Genomic DNA, 20,235 nt, shown 5'->3' with positions numbered 1-20,235 from the left:
CTACAAATTCCTTTCACATTTTTCTAAAGCTGTTTTTAGAAAATATCCGTTAAGAAGTTTCTCTCCTACTATTTTACTATTTTTAATCAATTCTTGATAATCTTCTTCATCAATCGAGTTTAAACAATCTGCAATTTCAAATAATGAATCAACAATGATTCCACATTGATTTTTCCGTACAAAATCAGCCAAGGCAGATTGGCTCCATACAATAATCGGAAAACCAGATGCTAAATATAGAGAAGCTTTATGTGGGTTATTCATCTTTAAATACTCTCCATACATCCCACTACAAGTATGAGGACTATCTCCGTCCCAGACTAACCCAAAGCCGCCATGTAAGCGATTAGGGAGTTCATCAGGAGAAAAAGCACCTTGATAATGAACGTTGTGAGGAAGATTCTCCTCTTCAAAGTTAATGCCATAAATAGAAAAATCTGGTTTTTCAGGTAATTGTCTTGCGTATTTTGTTTTCCGAATATCGAAATTTCCAGCTAACAAAATAGTTTCTTTTTCATAAGCTTTCTTCTCTTTATAATGTGGAATCAAATAGTCAAATATCTCTAAGGAAACAATCTTCTCTTCCGGTATTCCTAATCGCACAAGTTCTGCTTTCATCTTTTCGTTATGGGCGATAATACCATCGACTTTTTCAAGGACTGTTTTATTTTGTAAAAAATGGATAATGGAATATTTGAAATCTGTAAATGACTTGATTTTTTTATTTCTCAGGGACTCGATATCGTGAATCAGCAAATAAGCTTTGAATGTTCTATTTTTCAAAAATCTCGTAAAAATTTGTTTTTTTAAGGTATGCCATAATAACGGAAATTGAAGAACTAACACATCATTTTTTGTCAAAGTGATGGGATTTGAATCATTATTTAGGGAAAAAGGTTGATATCCTGCTTCTACCATTATTTTTTCAGCATCTAATCTTGCCTTAGATCCTGCATGTTTGGCTTCTGCGTAAAATTCTTTTAAGTAATAATTCATACTACTTCAACCCTCTCCAAAATCTTTTTACAATATATTTTTCAAATCTCCATTGAATGGCTCCAACAACTCTTGAAATAAAGACAATCTTTTTAGGGAATAATCGATAGGCTTTCATTAAAAATGAGCGACTTGAACTTTTAGCGTATCGATTCAAATATTCCACATATTTTTCTTGATAGGGATTTCCCTCAAATATACGATAGTCGACAACATGCATCAATACTAAATGAAATAAGCGACGCTGTACGTATGGAAGTGAGTCAGCATTTCCTTCATATAGTTGCTCCACTTTATCACAAATAGTAAACAAATCCAAATTTTTCAAACTAAATTCGCGATTCATAATACTACCAGAACGCACGCGATAATAATATCCTGTATAATCAATTTTCACTATTTTATGAATATGTTTTAAGATTCCCATTCCTCCATACACATCTTCATAAAATAGACCTTCTAAAAATGGAAAATTGAGAATCACTTCTCTTCTAAACAGTTTAGCGACTGCATTCAAACGGACAATATTATCTTCACATAAAGAGACTAAAGCTTCTTTAGCATTTCCTTGAAAAATAATTTTGACATTCTCGGGAGAAGGGATTTCTATTTCTTTTTTATCATTTGTATACCAACATTCTACGATGTCCATTTCTTCTGAAGTCATGTGCTTTAATAATTGCTCCAACATATCGTCTTTAAGAACATCATCGCTGTCTACAAAAGTGATAGATTCGCCTTTAGATTCAGTCATACCACGATTACGAGCGCCACTTAATCCTTTATTTGCTTGATTGATTAAGCGAAAGCGAGGATCTTGTTTACAATATCTCTCACAAATTTCTTGTGAATGATCCGTAGAACCATCGTTAACAAGTATTACTTCAATATTGCTATAAGTTTGACATTGAATACTATCTAAACATTCTTCCAGATACTCTTCAACATTATAAACAGGTACAATGACACTAATCATAAATAGGCTCCTATTAAATTTTCCATTTTTTTCGAATGTCTAAATATCTTAAATACAACGGATAATATAAACTTAAAAAATATTTTGGTGAATAGCTATACCATCTTAATAATTTACTAGAATTGAAAATATCTGATGATTTCTTAGCTATTTCAAAATAGTTATCAATTGCATCAACATATAACTGATAATATGGATGTCCAACTCTTATGTTATACTTTTTAAAATGTCCAATACCGACTAAAAATAACATATTCCCTACATAAGGTAACCAATTATCTTCTCTAAATTCCTCTAATAATTTTTTGCCAACTTTAAAAATATCAAGATTCTTTTCTGAATATGTCTGATTCATTGTACTAGAAGTATGATATCGATAATAATAACCAATATAGTCAATTTTTCTCATTTTATGAATATATTTTAAAGATACGATTCCAGTATAAAAATCTTCATAAATTAAATTTTCTAAAAACGGAACTTTCTCCACTATTTCACGACGATAAAGTTTTGCGACTGGGCTCCAACTTACTCCATGATTAAAACATTCATATAACGCTTCATTTGAATCCAATTCTTTAACATCAATTACTTTTTTTTCTAAATTTAAATATTGAATATCTTCGGTTCTATTACATTCTACAATATCAATTCCGTCAGACATATACTTCTTTAATTGTGTCAACAAATCAAACTTTACTATATCGTCACTATCAATAAAAACGATGAATTCTCCTGTAGACTCAGCAACGCCTCTATTTCTTGCAATACTCTGTCCTTGGTTTTCCTGATTTATTAAGCGAAAACGAGAATCTTTCCTACAATATTTCTCACAAATTTCTTTTGAGTAATCAGTAGATCCATCATTGACTAAAATAACTTCAAAATCTGTGAAAGTTTGCTGCCTTATACTCTCTATACATTCTTCCAAGTATTCTTCCACATTATAAACGGGGACGATAATGCTAATCATTTTTATTCTGACATCTCCTTTAAAATTTAGTGTATTACCCTATATATTCAGGCAATCAATTTTTTCCTATATGTAATTTATCATTTAGATGATTCATTACTTTTTTAGTAGATATCCAAATCTTTTGTATACTTGTATAAATGGGATGAGTAATCGTTGTATAATATTTTGGAGCAAGTAAGTACAGTCGCAATAAACGATATTTCTGGACAACTTCCTTGGATTGCTTTGCTATAAAAGCAGCGTTTCGAATAAAATCTTCATATAAATCGACATATGGATTCTCCTTATTTATCCCATCTTTTAAATAGTGTCCATGACCTATATAAAACATAAAATATCCAATATAAGGAAGCATATCTTCATCATTTTTAAAAGAATCTATTAACTGATTTCCCACTTTAAAAATATCTAAATCTTTTTCATTAAAGGATTTTGTCATAGTACTATTGGGACGAACACGATAGTAATAACCGATATAATCAACAATTACTATTTTTCGAATATGTTTTAAATAATTTATTCCTGTAAAGACATCTTCATAAATATAACCTTCTAAAAATGGAACTTTTTCAACAATTTCTCTTCTATATAATTTCGTAAAAGCACAAAACTTCACTTCTTTAAACGCAATACAATTAAGAATTGCTTTTTTAGCATTTCCTTCGAATGCAATTGTAGAAGTTCTATTAAGAAAGAACTCTTCTTTATTTCTTGTCATTCTACATTCTACGATATCTACATCCATCTTCATGTAAGGAAGTAATACTTCTAACACGCTTGTATTGATCACATCATCGCTATCCACAAACATAATATATTGTCCAACTGATTCTTCGACACCACGATTTCTCGCGACACTTTGTCCTTGGTTTTCTTGATTAATCAATCTAAAGCGACTATCTATCTGGCAAAATCGTTCGCAAATCTCTTTTGAGGTGTCCGTTGAACCATCGTTTACTAAGATGACTTCAATATCTGTATAAGTTTGATGTTGAATACTTTCTAGACATTCTTCTAAATATTCTTCCACATTATAAACGGGCACGATAACGCTAATCATAAAATAATTTCCTTCTCATTTATGTTTATTCATCTAGCTTTACTTCTTTAATGCCATTTTTGAATTTCCAAATTGCGTAATAGAGTGGGAATACAATTGAATTATAATATTTTGGGCAAACATTATAGAGCTTAATCAAACGTGACGATCTAGCTAAGTCTGGATTTTTCTTGGTGATAGTTACATAGTCGGCCAATTTCTGATTATAGACTTCTGCATATGGATTTCCTTTTTGAATATAGTCTTGATAATGCATGGTTGCTACATGAACTAGGTATTTACCAATATAAGGAAGAAGTTCTTCCCTATCAGAATACAAGTCAATCAATTGGTCACTTACTGTAAACACATCTAGATTTTTCTCTGTAAATGTTCTATGCATCGTACTAGATGAATGTTGACGGTAATAATACCCTACATAATCGATTTTAATAATATTTCGTATATATTTAAGCATACCAATGCCACTATAAATATCTTCAAAAATGAGCTCTTCTAGGTAGGGGACAGATTCGACAATAGCTCTTCTATAGAGCTTTGTGACTGGATTGACACTTAGTAGATGGTTAGGGACTACCTTCACTGCTTCTTCAGAATTTCCCTCAAAAATGATCTTGATATCTTGAGAATTTTCTGCCAAGAAATCCTTTTTATGTACGGTGAACTGACTTTCTACAATATCTACGTCTTCGCCCATATGTTGCATTAAGGTTTCTAAATAATTCGCTAGGATCATGTCATCACTATCAACAAATGCAATGAATTCGCCTCTTGAAGCTGTTACACCTGTATTTCGTGCAACACTTTGGCCTTGGTTGCTTTGATTGATTAATCGGAAACGCTTATCTGTTTGGCAATAACGCTCACAAATAGCTTTTGATCCATCTGTTGAACCATCATTGACTAAAATGACTTCAAGGTCTGTATAGGTTTGGTTTTGAATGCTGTCTAAACATTCTTCCAGATAAGTTTCTACATTATAAACGGGTACGATTACACTAATCATTCTTTATCCTAACCTTATTTCTCTAATCCAATTTCATCCAAAAGTGTCTTTGTAAAATCTTTTTGAATAGCATTGACTCTATTATTGACTTTTTTTCGTTCGTCAATATAAGTATCTTCAGATTTCATGACACTCTCTAGGAACTCTAATAAATCGTGTGAATCACGAATGACACTCCCAACCATAAGACTCTTAACATCTTCAAATACAAAACCACGTTTGTCCTTATATTCTTCGTAATCATTAATAGTAAATGCTACTGGTCTATTTAATAAATAATAATCTAAAAATACTGAAGAATAATCTGTAATTAATGCACTGGTTGTGCCCAAAAAGGTATATAAAGTTCCATACCGCTCACTAATGATATCTTCTGACAATAGATGAATGGTCGAATAATTCATTTCAAATTTTAACTGAGATTCCTCAAGAGGGTGAAGTTTAATATAAAGTTGATACCCATAGTTTGAGAGTAGTTCTTCAATGTTTTGAAAATCCTCTTCTTCTAAAGAAAATATCAATGCTGCTTGGCTGTCATGATAATTTTTAGAATTACGATAAGTTGGCATCCAAATGATTTTCTTCTCTTTTTTCTCTTTAAAGAGCTCATCATTTCGAATATTTCCAACAAGAAGCATCTGCTCATCTTTAGCATTAAAAGCAGCTTTCATGATTGGAGTAAATAATTCTGAAGAGGAGACTAATTTTGTAAAGAAATTATAGTCAATCTTTTCCATGCCAACTTCAAGATTCCCAATTTTTTTCAAGGGCATTCCATGCCACAAGTTGACAACCATCTGGTTTGGAGTAGGTTTGATGGGATACTTGCCAAATGAATAGAAAAAATATTTAGATGTTAAAAAATAAAAGAAACCTCGATAAATAGAAACATACTTTACATCATGTTCTTTTTCTAAATGATAAAAATCATTTGAAGCACAAATAATTTCATAAGTTTCCTGATAGTTATTATCCACTAAATAGTGATAGAGGGTTCTAAGATTATCTCTAAACCCCCAATTAGAATAGAGAACAATTCTGTTCCTTTTCTTGGGAATCATTTTATTTATTTTATAAGTAAAATCACTTACTTTAAAAAGTAAGGGTTTTAAATAGTTAATCATTCTCTTTTTAAACCTTGCTTATAAATTTCTTTTAAATTTTGAACATTTTCTTCAATGTCAAACGGCTTTAGGTGTTCATTTAGCTGTCGTTGTTTCTCATTGATAGGCGCCTTTTCGATATAGTTTACCCATTTATCCTTATCTAGAGGCATAGCTGTACAGAGTTCACCAACTATCTGAGTTGTCGGATCAATCGTTTCATTCATGATAATATTGACTCCGGAACACTGAGCTTCTACCAGCACGATTGGGAAACCTTCATACAAAGAAGGAAAGGCAAAAATATCAAAGGCTGAATAAAATTTATGAACATCATCTCTTTTTCCTGTAAAGATAATATTCTTCAATTTCTTACTTTTTCCTTCTAAAATTGAACGATCTGGTCCTTCACCAACAAAGAAAAAAGTAACATCAGGCAATTCTTTAGCAATTTCAATCAAAAAACTCTGATTTTTGAAAGGATTTAAGATACCAATCATCCCAACTACTTTTTGATGTTCAGCTATATGAAACTCTTTTCGAATTTCTTCTCTAAAAGTTGGAGAAAACCGATACTTATTGATGGCAATAGCATTTGGGAGGATTTGAAATGATTTCTTTCCAAATATCTTAAGTCCAGCTAATTGGCCACAAGAGATACGATGGGTCGCATTTTTCAAAGCTAAAAAGACCAAAAATCGATTGCGAATACTTTTTAACCAAGTGTCTGAAAATTGGCTACTATGATTGTGGTAAATCCTAACTGGAACACCATTTTTTCGAGCATAGTAATTATGTATAAAAGCGGTTATAGGATTATGGACATGGAGAATGTCAATTTTATTCGTTTCATAAAATTGTCGGCACTCTCTCGCATAGGCAAATAGTTTAGAAATCTTTAGGGCAGGAAATACAATTCGTTTAATTTCTTTTTCATCTAGGTATTGATTAAATGGGAAATGAGAGTCTCCATTTGACTCACCTACCATATATTCAAACTCTTGATCATCAGTTAGGATATGGTTTTTGATAAAACTTTGTACCCCACTCATGGTATTCCTTACACCACCTGTTACATGTATGACCTGATATTTCATCCTAGTTCCCTTGATTCAAATCATTCTTTATCTTAGTTGTTGAAATTTCTTTTGTTCGTGATAGGTAAACAACCTCTATTCCAAAATCACTTAAATAATCAAATTTTCCCTGCCAATCATCTCCAATGACAAACACATCAGCATGATACTTTTCTATGTCTGAGATTTTTTGATCCCAATTTTCTTCTGGTATAACGAGATCCACATATCTGATAGCCTCTAATAGAGATTTTCTTTTCTCGTAATCAAAATAACATTCTTTATTTTTTTCCAGTCTATTGAACTCATTGGTAGAAAGTCCAACTATGAGATAATCTCCTAAGGATTTTGCCCTTTTTAAAAGATTAATATGACCGTAATGCAATAAATCAAATGTTCCGTATGTAATGACTCTTTTCATATCTTCCTAACCACCTCTACATCTTCTCTCATTTTTTTCTTATAGACCCATTTCCTAATTGAATTCGGAAGAATTCGAATCGCATTACGAAGGAAAATATTTCTAAGAAATTCTACTAAAGTAATATCTCTTCTGCGATAAAAATCTAATTGGAGCATAAAGTCAGTCTTTACATACAGGAAACCGCCCCTCCGCAGATAGCTTGAATCATTTGTCTGCATGACTACTAAAGGTTCCTGGATATTCAAAAAATCCTTAGTTGGATTATCGTGTAATAATCTCATTGTGAGGTCATAATCCTCTAGGTAACGGAATTTACGATAATTGCCAGCCTTCAAGATATACTCTTTTTTCATCATACTCGATGGATTATTAAAGGGATTTCTCATTTTCGAATATTGACGAATTTCGGCTGTAGTTTCTGGTACTTTCTTTAAGGCGGTAAATTCTGTATTTTTCTCTAGGATATTGGAACCAACCATGATGAGATTGGGATTTTTTTCAAAGGCTGCTACTTGCTTCTCAAACCTTGTTTCTAGAGAATAGTCATCACTGTCCATTCTTGCAATGAATTCTGCTTGACATTGATTAACTCCAAAGAGGGAAGCTGGTCCAGAGCCTAAGTTTTCAGGTAAATGGAAAACCTTTAAAATGGGGATTTCTCTCTGCAACTTTTCGATTTCTCTATCTAACTCTTCTGTCAATGCACCATCACAAACTAAAATGATTTCTGTCGGTTTAATGGTCTGATGGTAAGAGCTTAGTAAACTTTTCCTTAAATTTCTAGGAGTCTCTTTTTTATAGACTGTAGTTAAAACTGAAAATTTCATTTTATAACTCCTAAACCTAATTTCCAAATAACCAATCTACAATAACTGAACGGTAGGGAACGACATGGTACCAGTCAGCTTTAAAGTAAACAATGACTAGAAAGATTGAAGCATAAACCAATATCACCAAATAAAATAAAATCCACTGAACTTTTTTTTCACCTATTTTAGATAAAATCATGGGGATATATAGGCAAATAAAGGGGGTAAAATAGTGTGCAAATCTGCCAAAAAGACTTGTTTGCAAAGTTGACGCGGTAAATAAAAAGGAGATAAAAAATAGACTTCTTATAAATTCTTCTTCAGTCGATAATTTCTGTTTTCTAATCACTACTTCTCCAAAGACCAGAACTAGACCATACCAAATTGTTAAAAATACGGGTGCCCATTTATTGCTTTCCAAAAACCATGATGATTCCAGATAGGAAGTATACTGAGGAAAGAAAGAAATAAAGGTAGTGGCAATTTGTTTGATGAAAGGAAAGAGAATAAGAAATACAAGGAACACAAATTGGTATATTCTTTTATTTAAAACGATTTTTTTAAGGGGGAAAAACAAGAGGCATACGATACCAGATGTATGAAATAAGGGAGTTAGTAGGATAAATATCGATGCTAAAACCTTCTTATTTTTTACTAAGTAATGAAATCCTAAAAAACTTAAAGCAATCGCCAGACCTTGTCTGATATTTGATAAGGAATAAAAAAAGAGTCCTAATGAGCTGAGGTAAATCAATAAACTCATGTAAACATTTTTAGAATGCTTATAAAGCACAAAAAACCAGGCAACTAAAGTTATAAAGGCATAGGCAAATAATAAAAAGGGATAGTGATCACTAAAGTTTCTTAGAAAAATATTACTTACTAAATAACCAATTTCAAATCGAGAACTAAAGAAATGTGATAAGTCTGGAAGTTGTAAATGATTCGATTCAAAAATATGGATATAGGTTCCTAAATCTCCTCCGACGCTAGAAGTACGAAAACCTGCAATGATTAAAAAAAAGAAGAAAGTCGGAAGAACAAGAAATCTTAACTCTTGTTCTTTATCCTCATATTTTAATGAGAAAAAGGCAAGGAAAGAGATATAAACGAACATTAAAAGATAGATTGCCATTTTTTTCTTTATCCTTAGCCTTTCAAATAGTTATTTTAATAATAGTAATAATAGGTGTCTTTATGTGAATCTATTTTATTCATTATCACACCAAGTAGTCTAGCTCCAACATTATCTAATCTACGTTTTGCTTCAGTGATCTGTCGACGTTTTGATTTTTTTGTATCTACGACTAGAAGTGTGGCGTCAGCAATACTTGCTAAAATTTGAGCATCCGTTGCTGCTAGCAAGGGAGGTGTATCGATAATGACATAGTCATAAAAATCCTCAAATGCTTTAAGTGTTTCATCCATAGAAGAACTAGCTAACATCTCAGAAGGATTAGGCGGAACAGGTCCTGAAGTCAGTACATCTAAATTCACATCATTTATCGTCAAATGATTAATGGAATCTACACCTGACCTTTTTAATAGAAAGGTGCTTAATCCTACAGTGTTGTTTAGCTCTGTTAATTTATGTTGGGTTGGTTTACGCATATCTGCATCTATGATAATCACTTTTTTCCCTTGTTGAGCCAAAGAGGCAGCAAGATTGATACTGACTTCACTCTTTCCTTCGTTAGGATTGGCACTTGTAACGACAATCAATTTGATATTTTTTCCGAATTCTGAGAACTGAAGATTACTTCTTAAAGTTCTAAAGGACTCAGCTACAAGAGATTTGCTATTATGGATAACTTCTATATGCATGGTACTAACCTCTCTTCTTTTTCTCTATAGTTGGAATCATGCCAAGGACAGGTTTCCCAACAAGCTCTTCCAAATCTTCATAAGAATCAATCGAGTCACTCAATACATACTTAATAAAGATGATATTAAATCCTATGAAAGAAAATACTAGAATAGATACAAGAAGATTTTTCCATAAAATAGGATAAACTGGATTGTTACTTCCTAAAGCTTCTATAACAACTGATAAATTATCACGTCCTAATCGATCTGCTGTAAATTTTTTGTATTGAGTTACATACTCTTTTATATAACGCTCCCCTAAATCTCTATCTAGCGCTCTTACTGTTACTGTGACCAACTGAGAACCTGTGTCATTTGTTAATTTAACCGATTTGATTTTAGCAATTTCATCCGGAGACAAACCTAATGCTTTATTGGTATCTTCTTTTACTGGAGGAAGATCTGCTATTTCTAAATAAGTCTTAGCTTGTCTTTGAAAGAGATTTATGGCTTCAATTGTTTGTGTATCATTATTCTGACCATTTGTTTGGCTTGAAGTGTTCTTCATTATGAGCTTAGAGGAGACACTGTATATAGGAGAAATGATAAAAACAGTATATAGACCAACTGCTGTCGTCCCTATTAATGTAAAAAGGATTAGAAACAGAAATTTACTTTTAATTAAAGTAAAAATTCTGTTGATATTTTTATTGAAAATACTCATCTTTTATTTTTGTCCTTTACTTTTCTTCCCTATCTGAATTATCTAAATCCATGTCCATTAAAAATAACTTTAATTGTTTTTAGTAAAATAAGGAAATCTAATTTAATACTTTCATGTCTGATATAGTAAACATCATATCCTAATTTTTCTTTTGGAGATAATTCATAGCCACCATTTACCTGAGCCCAGCCTGTAATTCCTGGACGAACAGCCAATCGCTCATTAAAATCAGGAATATATTTTAAAAATTCGTTAACAAATTCTGGTCTTTCTGGTCGAGGACCGATAATAGACATCTCGCCTTTAATAATATTAATAATTTGTGGAAATTCATCAATTCGAGTTCTGCGTATAAAACGTCCAATCTTCGTTATCCGTGGATCATTTTTTTCCGCCCATTGATATCCGTTCTTCTCGGCATCTAAATACATGGAACGTAGTTTGTACATTATGAATTTTTGTCCATTTAAACCAACTCTTTCTTGCATGTAAATGGGGTTTCCGCTTGATTCGATGACAATAAAGAAGCAAGCAATGAGACAAATTGGGATTATTAAAATTAATAATAATATAGAAATCAGAAGACCGATTATTCTCTTGGCTCTTCTATAGTTCATCATCTTTCTCCTTGATAATACACATAAATATAAAAGTGCGTCTAGCAATGTTAATATATATATATATATATATATGTGTGTGTTAACTAAAACCAGAAAATACAGAATCAATATAAATATATATACTCGTTATGTATAAAGCGAATTTTAATATATCATAAAATGAGAAAATTCTCAACCTTAAAGCGTGAAAAGTAAAACAATAATTATTTTTTTCAAAACACATATATAAGCGTTTTGAACAACCTGTAAATATTAGTTTATACAGTTTATTTTCCTAGTGTTATTATACTACGAAAACTAAAAATAAGCTAGTTATTCTTATAATATTTTAAAAGTTATCTAGTTTAATATAGAATATATAAATAAGCGTATTTTGTTTTCGAATAAATCTGTAGAGAATGATAATGATACTGACTATTAAAACTAACACCTACCATGGAATTTCCACGGTAGGTGTTACTTATATCAATAATCGTTCTAAAAATGGTTTAATACAGTTGATGAGAATCCCTTCTATCCAGCTTTCCTGTGCTGAGGAGAGATGTTCTGCCTGGAGGCTTTCTTTTAGAAAATCTCGAACTTGTTCTGGTGCGATTTCAAACTCAAAAGCTTTCATTTTATAGAAAAAGTCGAGCAGATGATCTGACAGATATTCGGTTGAAAAGGGAACTTCTCCGCTTTTTCGATATTCTAATAAGAGCCGGGCAAATCGGGATTTTTCTTCAGGAAGCTCACGAAAATAGGAATTGAGAAGCCATGTCTGCTTCTGTTTTCTTTCAATTGGATTCTGAGCTGCAATTCGTTGGTCTTTTTCCAACTCTTTTTGGTATTGTTTGGCCTTGATAGCCCGTTCTGTTCGATTTTTACCAAAAAGAATTTTCTCCCACTTGCGTTCTTCTTGAGTCAAGGTCTCTGTAAAGCCAAAGTAATCTTGATAGGCTCGCTCTGCTGGGCCCATGGCTAGGACTAGATTGTCTGCATACTGCTTGGCGATTTTATCCCTCTTCTTGCGCTCTTTCTCTGCCTGGATACGGAGTTCTTGTTCGTAGTCAATTTTTTCCTTTCCTAGCTTGACAAGGTAGAGTTGGTCATCTGATTTGCCAAGTAAAAAGGGTTTGATGCATTTTTCAAGGACTTCTTCCATCCGAGCTTTCTTCTTGGGTTCTGCCTTGGTCCAACTTCCTCCTTGAAAGACTTCTAGGAAGAGCTGGTAGTCTTTCTCAGGTGAGAACTGATTGCCACGATTGGGTTTAAAAACACCTTTTTCCCAGAGCCACTTTAGAAGACGCTCGTCAAAGTCACTTTTATTGACCTTGATTTTTTCCTTTTTCTGGGCTTTTCTGGTCAGATTTTCAACCTTTCTGAGCAATTTTTCTTCCTCTTCTAATTGCTGGTCGAGGTTTAATCGATGAAAATGACGAACACAATCGCTACCAATCGGAAAGAGTCGTTGACCTGTGACACCGTTAAAGAGTTCGTAAGCGTACTTGATGGCATTTCCACAGACACAATTGCTACGGCCAATACCATTAAAAATCAAGGAAACTTCATTCCATTCCTTGGTAGCTTGTTCCCAAGTATCAGCTTTTGAAACCTGTAACACCGCATCATGCAGGGATTTTCTAACTGGAAGTGTCATGAGGTCTCCTTTCTAGATTATACTTTTACAACTTGAACCTCGTCTTTACCGAGTAAAATCAAGTATTTTTCAATATTTTCAATCGAATAGGCTCGAGATAAAGCTTCTCCATATAGGGCTAACTGACTACGATAACGGTCTATGAGTTGACTTGGTTCATTATAGCGGTCTGTCTTATAGTCGAACAGAACTATTTTGTCTTCGTAAAGTAGATAGCCATCAAGGATACCACGGACAACGAAATCTTCCTGACTCTTTTGGTCTCGTTTGAGCATGGAGAAAGGTTGCTCTCGATAAAGATGGTTGGCATTAGCAAGAATTTCCTGACCAAGTGCTGTGTCAAAGAATGCAAGAATTTTCGAAAGATTAATCTTGTCTCTGACAGCTGGGCTGGTTTGAACTTGTTTGAGAGTTTCTGTCAGGCTAGCAAGTGTTGGTCGCTGACTGAGGTCAATTCTCTGCATGAGTTCGTGGGTAGCACTACCAATCTCAGCTCCTGTTACCTTTTCTTTGCTTGAAAAATCTGGTAAATCAAAGCTGATTTTCTTGTCCACTGACTGGGCTTTACTAGCAATCTCGACACCCTCCATATCCATAACTGGTTCGTAGAATTTCTTGATTTGACTTGGGGTTTGAACACTTGGCAGTTTAATAGCTGCGCGGTGAAGAGTATTATAAACTTCCACCTCTTTTAGCATTTCAAGGGCTTCTTTGATGGTTTCTGACTGACGGTTATCTGCTTGAGAGCTATCTTGGAGAGGACTTTTGGTTTCCAATTCTCCGATAGCTTCTTTAGTCAGCTGATCTTCACCAACAAAACGATAGCTAAAGTTGAGATGATCCTTGGCAAATACTTTACTGATAGCCCACATCCAATCTTGGAAATTCTTGGCTTGAAGTCTAGTGTTGCTATTTAGTTTTCCATTTTTAGCTGCTGGATATTCCTTGGCTTCCAGCTTTTCACGAGAACCCTTACCGACAAGATAGAGTTTTTTCTCAGCCCTCGTCATGGCAACATACAGCAGACGCATTTGCTCTGAATAGCTTGCTAGCTGTAATTCCTCTTCATTCTGCCTATAGGTCAAGCTAGGAATGGAGAGTTTGATAGTTTTAGGATAGTGATCTTCCACTGCTCCTGTCTCCATTTTGGCAATATATTTGACACCAATACCATTCTGACGACTGAGAATGACCTCTGACATGCTGTCTTGCTTATTAAAGTCTTGATCCATATTGAGGATAAAGACGTAAGGAAACTCCAGCCCTTTACTCTTGTGAATGGTCATGAGCTCTATTGCATCTTTTGGCGGTGCGACAGCCACGCTTGCCAAATCGTGCTGGGCTTCTAAAACCTGATCAATCATACCAATAAAACGCGACAAACCCTTGAAATTGCTCTTTTCAAATTGATCAGCACGCAGTGCTAGGGCATAGAGATTGGCCTGTCTAGCAGGACCATTTGGCAAAGCTCCAACATAATCATAATAAAAACGGTCATTGTAAATCTTCCAAATCAAGTCATAGAGGGAGTGGGTTTTGGCGTACAAGCGCCAAGAGGCCAAGATATCCATGAATTGCTTTAGTTTCTCAGCTAGAGCTGAGTGAATCAAGACTTTTTGGCTACTTACCTGTTTTTGAGCATTTACTAGTTTCTCATAGAGATTTTCGTGGACTTTATCCTCTGCTTTCTGAAGGGAAAAACGTGCTAACTCGTCCTCATCAAAGCCAAACATAGGAGACTTCATAAGGGCAACCAAGGCATAGTCTTGAAGAGGATTGTGAATGACACGAAGGGTGTCTAGCATGACTTGCACTTCTAGGGATTGAAGATAATTGTTTTGCTCTCCGTCAGTTTTGACAGGAATTCCGTACTCAGACAGGGCGAGAAGGATCTGGTCATTACGACTGCGACTGGAGGTCAGAAGGGCGATTTCTTTAAAGGAAACACCTTGTTCCTTATGTAGTTTAAGGATTTCCTTGATAACCAGGCGCATTTCGCCTGTTAGTTTCGTTTCTGCCTGCCCCTCTTCTTCCTCACTTGTGTCGTCCTTATCGTAGATGAGAAATTCTGCCTTGTTGTCTGGATTAGGAGTCAGTTTGGTATTGGCAAAAACAAGCTGGTGCATGTTATCATAGTTGATTTCGCCGACCTCTTGGTCCATAAGGCGTTCAAAAACATCATTGGTTGCTGATATCACTTCTGAACTACTACGGAAATTTTCTTTAAGGAGAATCAGCTTACCTTTTTGTGGATTTTGCGCATAGCGTTGGAATTTCTCATTGAAAATCTGCGGATCTGCCTGACGGAAACGATAAATGGACTGCTTGATATCCCCTACCATAAAGCGATTGTGACCATTAGACAGCAATTCTAGCATCCGTTCTTGAATATGGTTGGTATCCTGATACTCATCGACCATGACTTCATGGAAGCGTTCCTGATAAGCCTCACGAACTTGCGGGAATTTCTCTAAAATCTCAATGGTGTAATGACTAATATCAGCGAATTCAAAAGCATTTTCCTGGCGCTTACGTTCACGATAGGTCTCTACAAAATCACTCATGAAAGATTGGAAGGTCTTAGCTAGTTCCCAGGTATCTCCATGATAACGTTCTTGATAGTCGAGAATGGTTATCTGGTCTGACAGTTGTCCTAGTTTAGCAAACTGGGTCTTTCTTTCTTCATTGTAGGCATCGGCCAGTGGCTTCAAATCAGCCTTACGACTGGCATTTGTCAGGGCCCGACCGTTTTTCTCTTTCGAAATTGCGACGACACGCGCAAGCACTGCTTGATAAGCCTGACTATCGGACTCCTGATTCAAGGAGCTAATTTCGTCTAGAATCAACTGAACATTTTCTAGATAAGCAGCCTTTGCAAATTTCTTGGCATCATTATCCAGATGATAACGGAAAAAACTTTCCAAATCCCCAAGGGCTTGCTGGATTTGCTCAGTCAGTTTTTCTTTTTCACTGCTAAAATCGGCTTTTTCAAATCCTTTTAAGAAAGATTCACTCAGCCACTTTTGAGGATTACTGGTGGATTGGAGGAAGTCATAAATTTTATAGACTTGCTGGCGCAGCCCCCGTTCGTCCTTGCCACGCCCTGCAAAATTTTTCAGCAAATGACTAAACTTTTCTTTCTGTTTACCTTGATAATGGGCTTCAAAGACCTCATGAAAGACTTCGTTTTTAAGAAGGAGTTGCTCGCTTTGGTTTTGTAAAATACGGAAATTAGGTGCAATATCAATCAGATAGCCATGTTTACCAAGGAATTTTTGTGTGAAAGAGTCCATGGTTCCGATGGCAGCGTTGGGTAGGTCTGCCAACTGGCGACCCAAGTGTTGTTTGAGGTCAACATCGCTACTTTCTTGGATTTGTTGGCTGATTTTTTTCTCCAAACGTTCCTTAAGCTCAGTGGCTGCCTTAACTGTAAATGTTGAGATAAAGAGTTGAGAAATTTCGACACCACGCGCCAATTGGTCCAGAATGCGCTCTGCCATAACAAAGGTTTTCCCAGAACCAGCCGACGCTGAGACAAGGATATTCTGACCAGAAGTGTAGATGGCTTCAATTTGCTCAGCAGTTTTCTTTTGTTCCTTGCTCGAATTTGCTTCTGCATCTTGCAGTTTTTGAATTTCCTCCTCAGTTAAAAAGGGAATAGGCTTCATCGATTCAACTCCTCTCTTATTTTTTCAAACCATGCTTGCTTAAGTTTTTCTCCGACCAGACGTTTACCATCAGCTAAATCCAATTTTTCTAGGAAACGGGCTTGGCCTAAGTGGTAATTGGCTTCAAAGCCTGTAATGGCCTGATGTTGCTGGACGTATGGGGCAATACTTCTACCATTTTCAGTATAAGGATTGATGGCGAACTGGCCTGCTAAAATCTTCTCTGCTGCTTTCTTGTAAAGATGGGCATTGTAGTCCAGTAGGAGCTGGAATTCCTCATCCGTCAGCTGATTAGCTTTGTTTTTATTGTAAAATTCGCCCAAATGACTGCTTTCTTTTTCTAAAAAGAGTCCTTGGTATTTCATAGACTTGCTGGCTTCTACTACTGCACCTGCCAGACTTTTAACGGCCATCAGAGATTGAACAGGCTCAGCCATTTCCAAGTACATAGCACCGAAAAAGTTCTCCTCCCCTTCTCTTTTTAGGGCAGCTAGATAGGTTGGCAACTGGGAATTGAGCCCATTAAAGAAATGAGGAAACTGGAACTGAGTTAGACTAGACTTGTAGTCTACTACTCCTATCGCCCCATCAGCTTTCAATCGATCAATGCGGTCAACCTTACCTCGTACAAAGACACTGCGCCCATTATCCAATTGAATAAAGGCTTGCTCTTTCCCACCGAAATTTGCTTCTTCTTTGATGGTTTCGATGGCTGGATTATGGCGGAGAATGTGACCAGTCGTCCGTGCAACATCAAGCAAAACTTCTTTGGTAAACTGGGCTTCCAAACTTTCCTGATAAATAGCCTCAAATTCCCGTTCTTGACTGGTTTCTTGGATAGCCTGTTCTAGACGTTTGTCAAAGGAATCTTCGTCAGGCAACTGCAAGGCACGTTCAAAAATACGGTGCAAGAAATTTCCGTGACTACGTGCATCTGGACGTAGGCGCAATTCTTCCTGTAAGCCTAGAACATAACGGAGGAAATAACTGTATTGGTTACGGTAAAACTCTGTTAAACCAGACGTAGACAGGTAAAATTCCTGTTCTGCAGGATAGAGAGCTTGCAAGGTATCCTTGGTCAAGGGCTTGCTACTCGGGCTGGTTGGCAGGGCTGGATTTTCCAAACCTTGCTGGTCTAGTTTTTTACCCATGACACGCGCTAGAACCTTGATAAAGGTCAAATCTTGCTCATTCTCACTCGTCTCGCTCTGCTGGTGATAGGCAACTAGACTGGACAAAAGACTGTGATATGACCCCATATCTTCCTTAGACAGCCCTTTGTGATTCATCCTCTTCTCTTTCCTGCTAAATCCAAAATGGACTAGCTCTTGAAGATAAGCTGATTCCTTGCTTTCACTTTCGTTAAAAAGGCTTGGAGCCGACAAGACCAACTGCTTACGAGCAGAATTGACCAAGGAAAGCATAGTGTAGCGATTTTTCTTGAGATTTTCACTGCTAGCAATCAGCAATTGCGCCCCATCTTCTGTCGCTTGGTTTAGGCTCTGTCTTTCTTCGTCTGTCAAAAGACTGGTGTTTTGCGCAATTTTTGGTAAATTGTCCTGAGTCAGCCCAATGGCATAGACAAAGTCAGATGTTAAGGGCGCAATCAAATCGTAACTCTGCACCAGAACGGTGTCCACTGTTGCTGGAATAGTGCGATACTGAGATAAACTCATTCCAGAATTGAGCAAGGCTAGGAAGTCTTCCAGACTAACCTGTGAACCAGCAAAAACAGTTGCAAATTGTTCTAAAACATGGCAGAAAGCCTTCCAAACTTCGGCTTGTCTTTCCTGCTCTAGGGCTTCCATGGTGGCTGTTAAGTCTTGCAACTGCTTGGTCACCGCTCCTTCTTTTAGAAAAGAATTCCACTTTTGCAAGAGATTTTCAGCCTTTTGTTTTCGACTGACAAAGAGGGTCTCAAGAGGCGCTACAATCTGCAGACGAAGAGCATTTAAACGTTCCAAATTAAATTTTCCATGGTGGGATTTGGTGAAGGATTGCTGAAAGGCTGGCAAGCCATTGATACCAAGATAGCGGATATATTGTTCAAAAGCATCAATATCAGCCTGATTAAGATCGGTATACAGACCTGTTCTAAGAAGGTTTATCAAATCCTCCTGACGGAAACGATAGCGTTTTAAAGCCAAAATAGACTCTACAAACTGAGTCAAGGGATGGTGCGCCATGGATTCGCTTCTACCAAGATAGAAAGGAATCTGATACTGGGCAAAAATGGTTTTCAGCGATAACTGGTAAGAAGCTACATCCCCCAAGAGAATCCGAAAATGCTTGTAGCTCAGGTCTGAGTTCTCATGCAATTTCTGACGAATGTTACGGGCTACTAGCTCCAACTCCTCCTTTTGCGTCAAACAAGACCAGATTTGTAAGTTTTCACGATCCTTCTCATCGACATCCAAAGCGAGTTCTGAAAAGTCATAAGAAGACTCCAACAAACGAGAGGCCTTGTCAAAGCTATCCATCTTCTCATGAGTTTGAGAACAGTCCTGAGCAGGCGTTTGGTATTTAGCAGCTAAATGATGGAGAAACTCCACACTGGCTTGATAGAGATTGCCTTCAGCGAATGGGCTGGTATAGGCTTTCTTACTAGCATAGGCTCCAATGACAATCTCAACACCCTTGCCATGAAGTAAGTCCACAATTCGCTCTTCCTCAGCAGAAAAACGGGTAAATCCATCAATAACCAAGGCGATTTGAGTAAAATCACTACTAACTTTGTCATTCTCAATAGCCTCAATCAAGTGGGATAACTGACTTCCCTGAGCTAATTGTCCTTGATTTAGATAGGCCGTTACCTTCTCAAAAATCAAGAGTAAATCGGCCCTCTTGTCCTCATCCGTCAAACTCTCCAAGTCCAAAAAACTCATCTGAGCTTTGGTCATCTCGTGGTAAAGCTCAATCAACTGCTGGATAAATTGGGGATCCTGCTTGATAGCTCCATAAACACGTAAATCCTTAGGATCAAGTTCGGCCAGGCATTTGTAAAAGGCCATCCCAAGACCGATGTCATCTAGACTAGTCTTGGCAGGCAAATCATTTAAAATCAGATAACGAGCCATCTGCGCAAAGCGCGTGACAGTAATCGCAAAAGAAGCCTGCTGGGACAAGCATTCCAGCACGGCACGTTCCTTTTCAAAAGAAAGAGAGTTGGGAGCGATGTAGAAGACCCGCTTGCCCACAGCAACTAGCTCCTCCGCCTCTCTGGTTAGAATTTCAGTCAAAGAAGTCCGAATATCAGTATAAAGTAATTTCATCTCAGCCTCGTTGGAATTTTTCATTACCTTTTATTATACCATGATTAGCCCGAAGATTCCTCCTCCTTTCCTCCAAAATA

The 20,235-nt window shown here is 36.0% G+C and carries 16 protein-coding genes; all 16 read right to left on the bottom strand.

What is annotated here, in order from left to right; all coding sequences use genetic code 11:
* A complete protein-coding gene (locus M594_RS05235; protein WP_173876146.1) occupies positions 1–996 on the bottom strand; it encodes a sugar transferase in 996 nt (331 codons plus the stop codon).
* Position 997: 1 nt separating this feature from the next.
* Positions 998–1,972: a glycosyltransferase family 2 protein gene (locus tag M594_RS05230; RefSeq protein ID WP_173876145.1), complete on the bottom strand. Its 975-nt coding sequence runs from the start codon at positions 1,970–1,972 to the stop codon at positions 998–1,000.
* 13 nt (positions 1,973–1,985) lie between these two features.
* A complete protein-coding gene (locus M594_RS05225) occupies positions 1,986–2,945 on the bottom strand; it encodes a glycosyltransferase family 2 protein (protein WP_173876144.1) in 960 nt (319 codons plus the stop codon).
* Between the two features lie 55 nt (positions 2,946–3,000).
* Entirely contained in the window at positions 3,001–4,008 is a 1,008-nt protein-coding gene (locus M594_RS05220) for a glycosyltransferase family 2 protein (RefSeq protein WP_173876143.1), read from the bottom strand.
* Between the two features lie 25 nt (positions 4,009–4,033).
* Entirely contained in the window at positions 4,034–5,014 is a 981-nt protein-coding gene (locus tag M594_RS05215) for a glycosyltransferase family 2 protein (RefSeq protein WP_173876142.1), read from the bottom strand.
* Positions 5,015–5,028: 14 nt separating this feature from the next.
* On the bottom strand, positions 5,029–6,138 hold the full coding sequence (locus M594_RS05210; RefSeq protein WP_173876141.1) for a CDP-glycerol glycerophosphotransferase family protein: 1,110 nt from the start codon (positions 6,136–6,138) through the stop codon (positions 5,029–5,031).
* Positions 6,135–7,214: a glycosyltransferase gene (locus M594_RS05205; protein WP_173876140.1), complete on the bottom strand. Its 1,080-nt coding sequence runs from the start codon at positions 7,212–7,214 to the stop codon at positions 6,135–6,137. Before M594_RS05205 ends, M594_RS05210 begins: the two co-directional genes overlap by 4 nt.
* A 1-nt stretch (position 7,215) precedes the next feature.
* A complete protein-coding gene (gene tagD / locus M594_RS05200; protein WP_173876139.1) occupies positions 7,216–7,614 on the bottom strand; it encodes a glycerol-3-phosphate cytidylyltransferase in 399 nt (132 codons plus the stop codon).
* Positions 7,611–8,444, bottom strand: a complete 834-nt coding sequence (locus tag M594_RS05195) for a glycosyltransferase (protein ID WP_173876138.1) — start codon at positions 8,442–8,444, stop codon at positions 7,611–7,613. The genes tagD and M594_RS05195 overlap by 4 nt, the downstream gene beginning before the upstream one ends.
* A 16-nt stretch (positions 8,445–8,460) precedes the next feature.
* Positions 8,461–9,561 carry an EpsG family protein gene (locus M594_RS05190; RefSeq protein WP_173876137.1) on the bottom strand — a complete coding sequence of 367 codons (1,101 nt, stop codon included), beginning with the start codon at positions 9,559–9,561 and terminating at the stop codon, positions 8,461–8,463.
* 35 nt (positions 9,562–9,596) lie between these two features.
* Entirely contained in the window at positions 9,597–10,250 is a 654-nt protein-coding gene (locus M594_RS05185) for a CpsD/CapB family tyrosine-protein kinase (RefSeq protein WP_125451981.1), read from the bottom strand.
* A 4-nt stretch (positions 10,251–10,254) separates the two neighbouring features.
* Positions 10,255–10,956 carry a YveK family protein gene (locus M594_RS05180; RefSeq protein ID WP_125451979.1) on the bottom strand — a complete coding sequence of 234 codons (702 nt, stop codon included), beginning with the start codon at positions 10,954–10,956 and terminating at the stop codon, positions 10,255–10,257.
* Between the two features lie 38 nt (positions 10,957–10,994).
* The gene (locus M594_RS05175; RefSeq protein ID WP_004261232.1) at positions 10,995–11,573 is read right to left on the bottom strand and encodes a sugar transferase; all 579 of its coding nucleotides are present in this window, start codon (positions 11,571–11,573) and stop codon (positions 10,995–10,997) included.
* Between the two features lie 463 nt (positions 11,574–12,036).
* Entirely contained in the window at positions 12,037–13,215 is a 1,179-nt protein-coding gene (locus M594_RS05170) for a hypothetical protein (RefSeq protein WP_173876136.1), read from the bottom strand.
* A gap of 17 nt (positions 13,216–13,232) precedes the next feature.
* Positions 13,233–16,883, bottom strand: coding sequence for a helicase-exonuclease AddAB subunit AddA (gene addA / locus M594_RS05165; RefSeq protein WP_173876135.1), 3,651 nt, complete (start codon positions 16,881–16,883; stop codon positions 13,233–13,235).
* The gene (gene rexB, locus M594_RS05160) at positions 16,880–20,155 is read right to left on the bottom strand and encodes an ATP-dependent nuclease subunit B (RefSeq protein WP_173876134.1); all 3,276 of its coding nucleotides are present in this window, start codon (positions 20,153–20,155) and stop codon (positions 16,880–16,882) included. The genes addA and rexB overlap by 4 nt, the downstream gene beginning before the upstream one ends.
* Between the last annotated feature and the right edge of the window lie 80 nt (positions 20,156–20,235).

Origin of the sequence: Streptococcus mitis, assembly GCF_013305725.1 — a bacterium.
Lineage (GTDB): Bacteria > Bacillota > Bacilli > Lactobacillales > Streptococcaceae > Streptococcus > Streptococcus mitis_BO.
The sequence above is the reverse complement of the archived record's forward strand: the minus strand, read 5'-3'. Positions and strand labels throughout refer to the sequence as shown.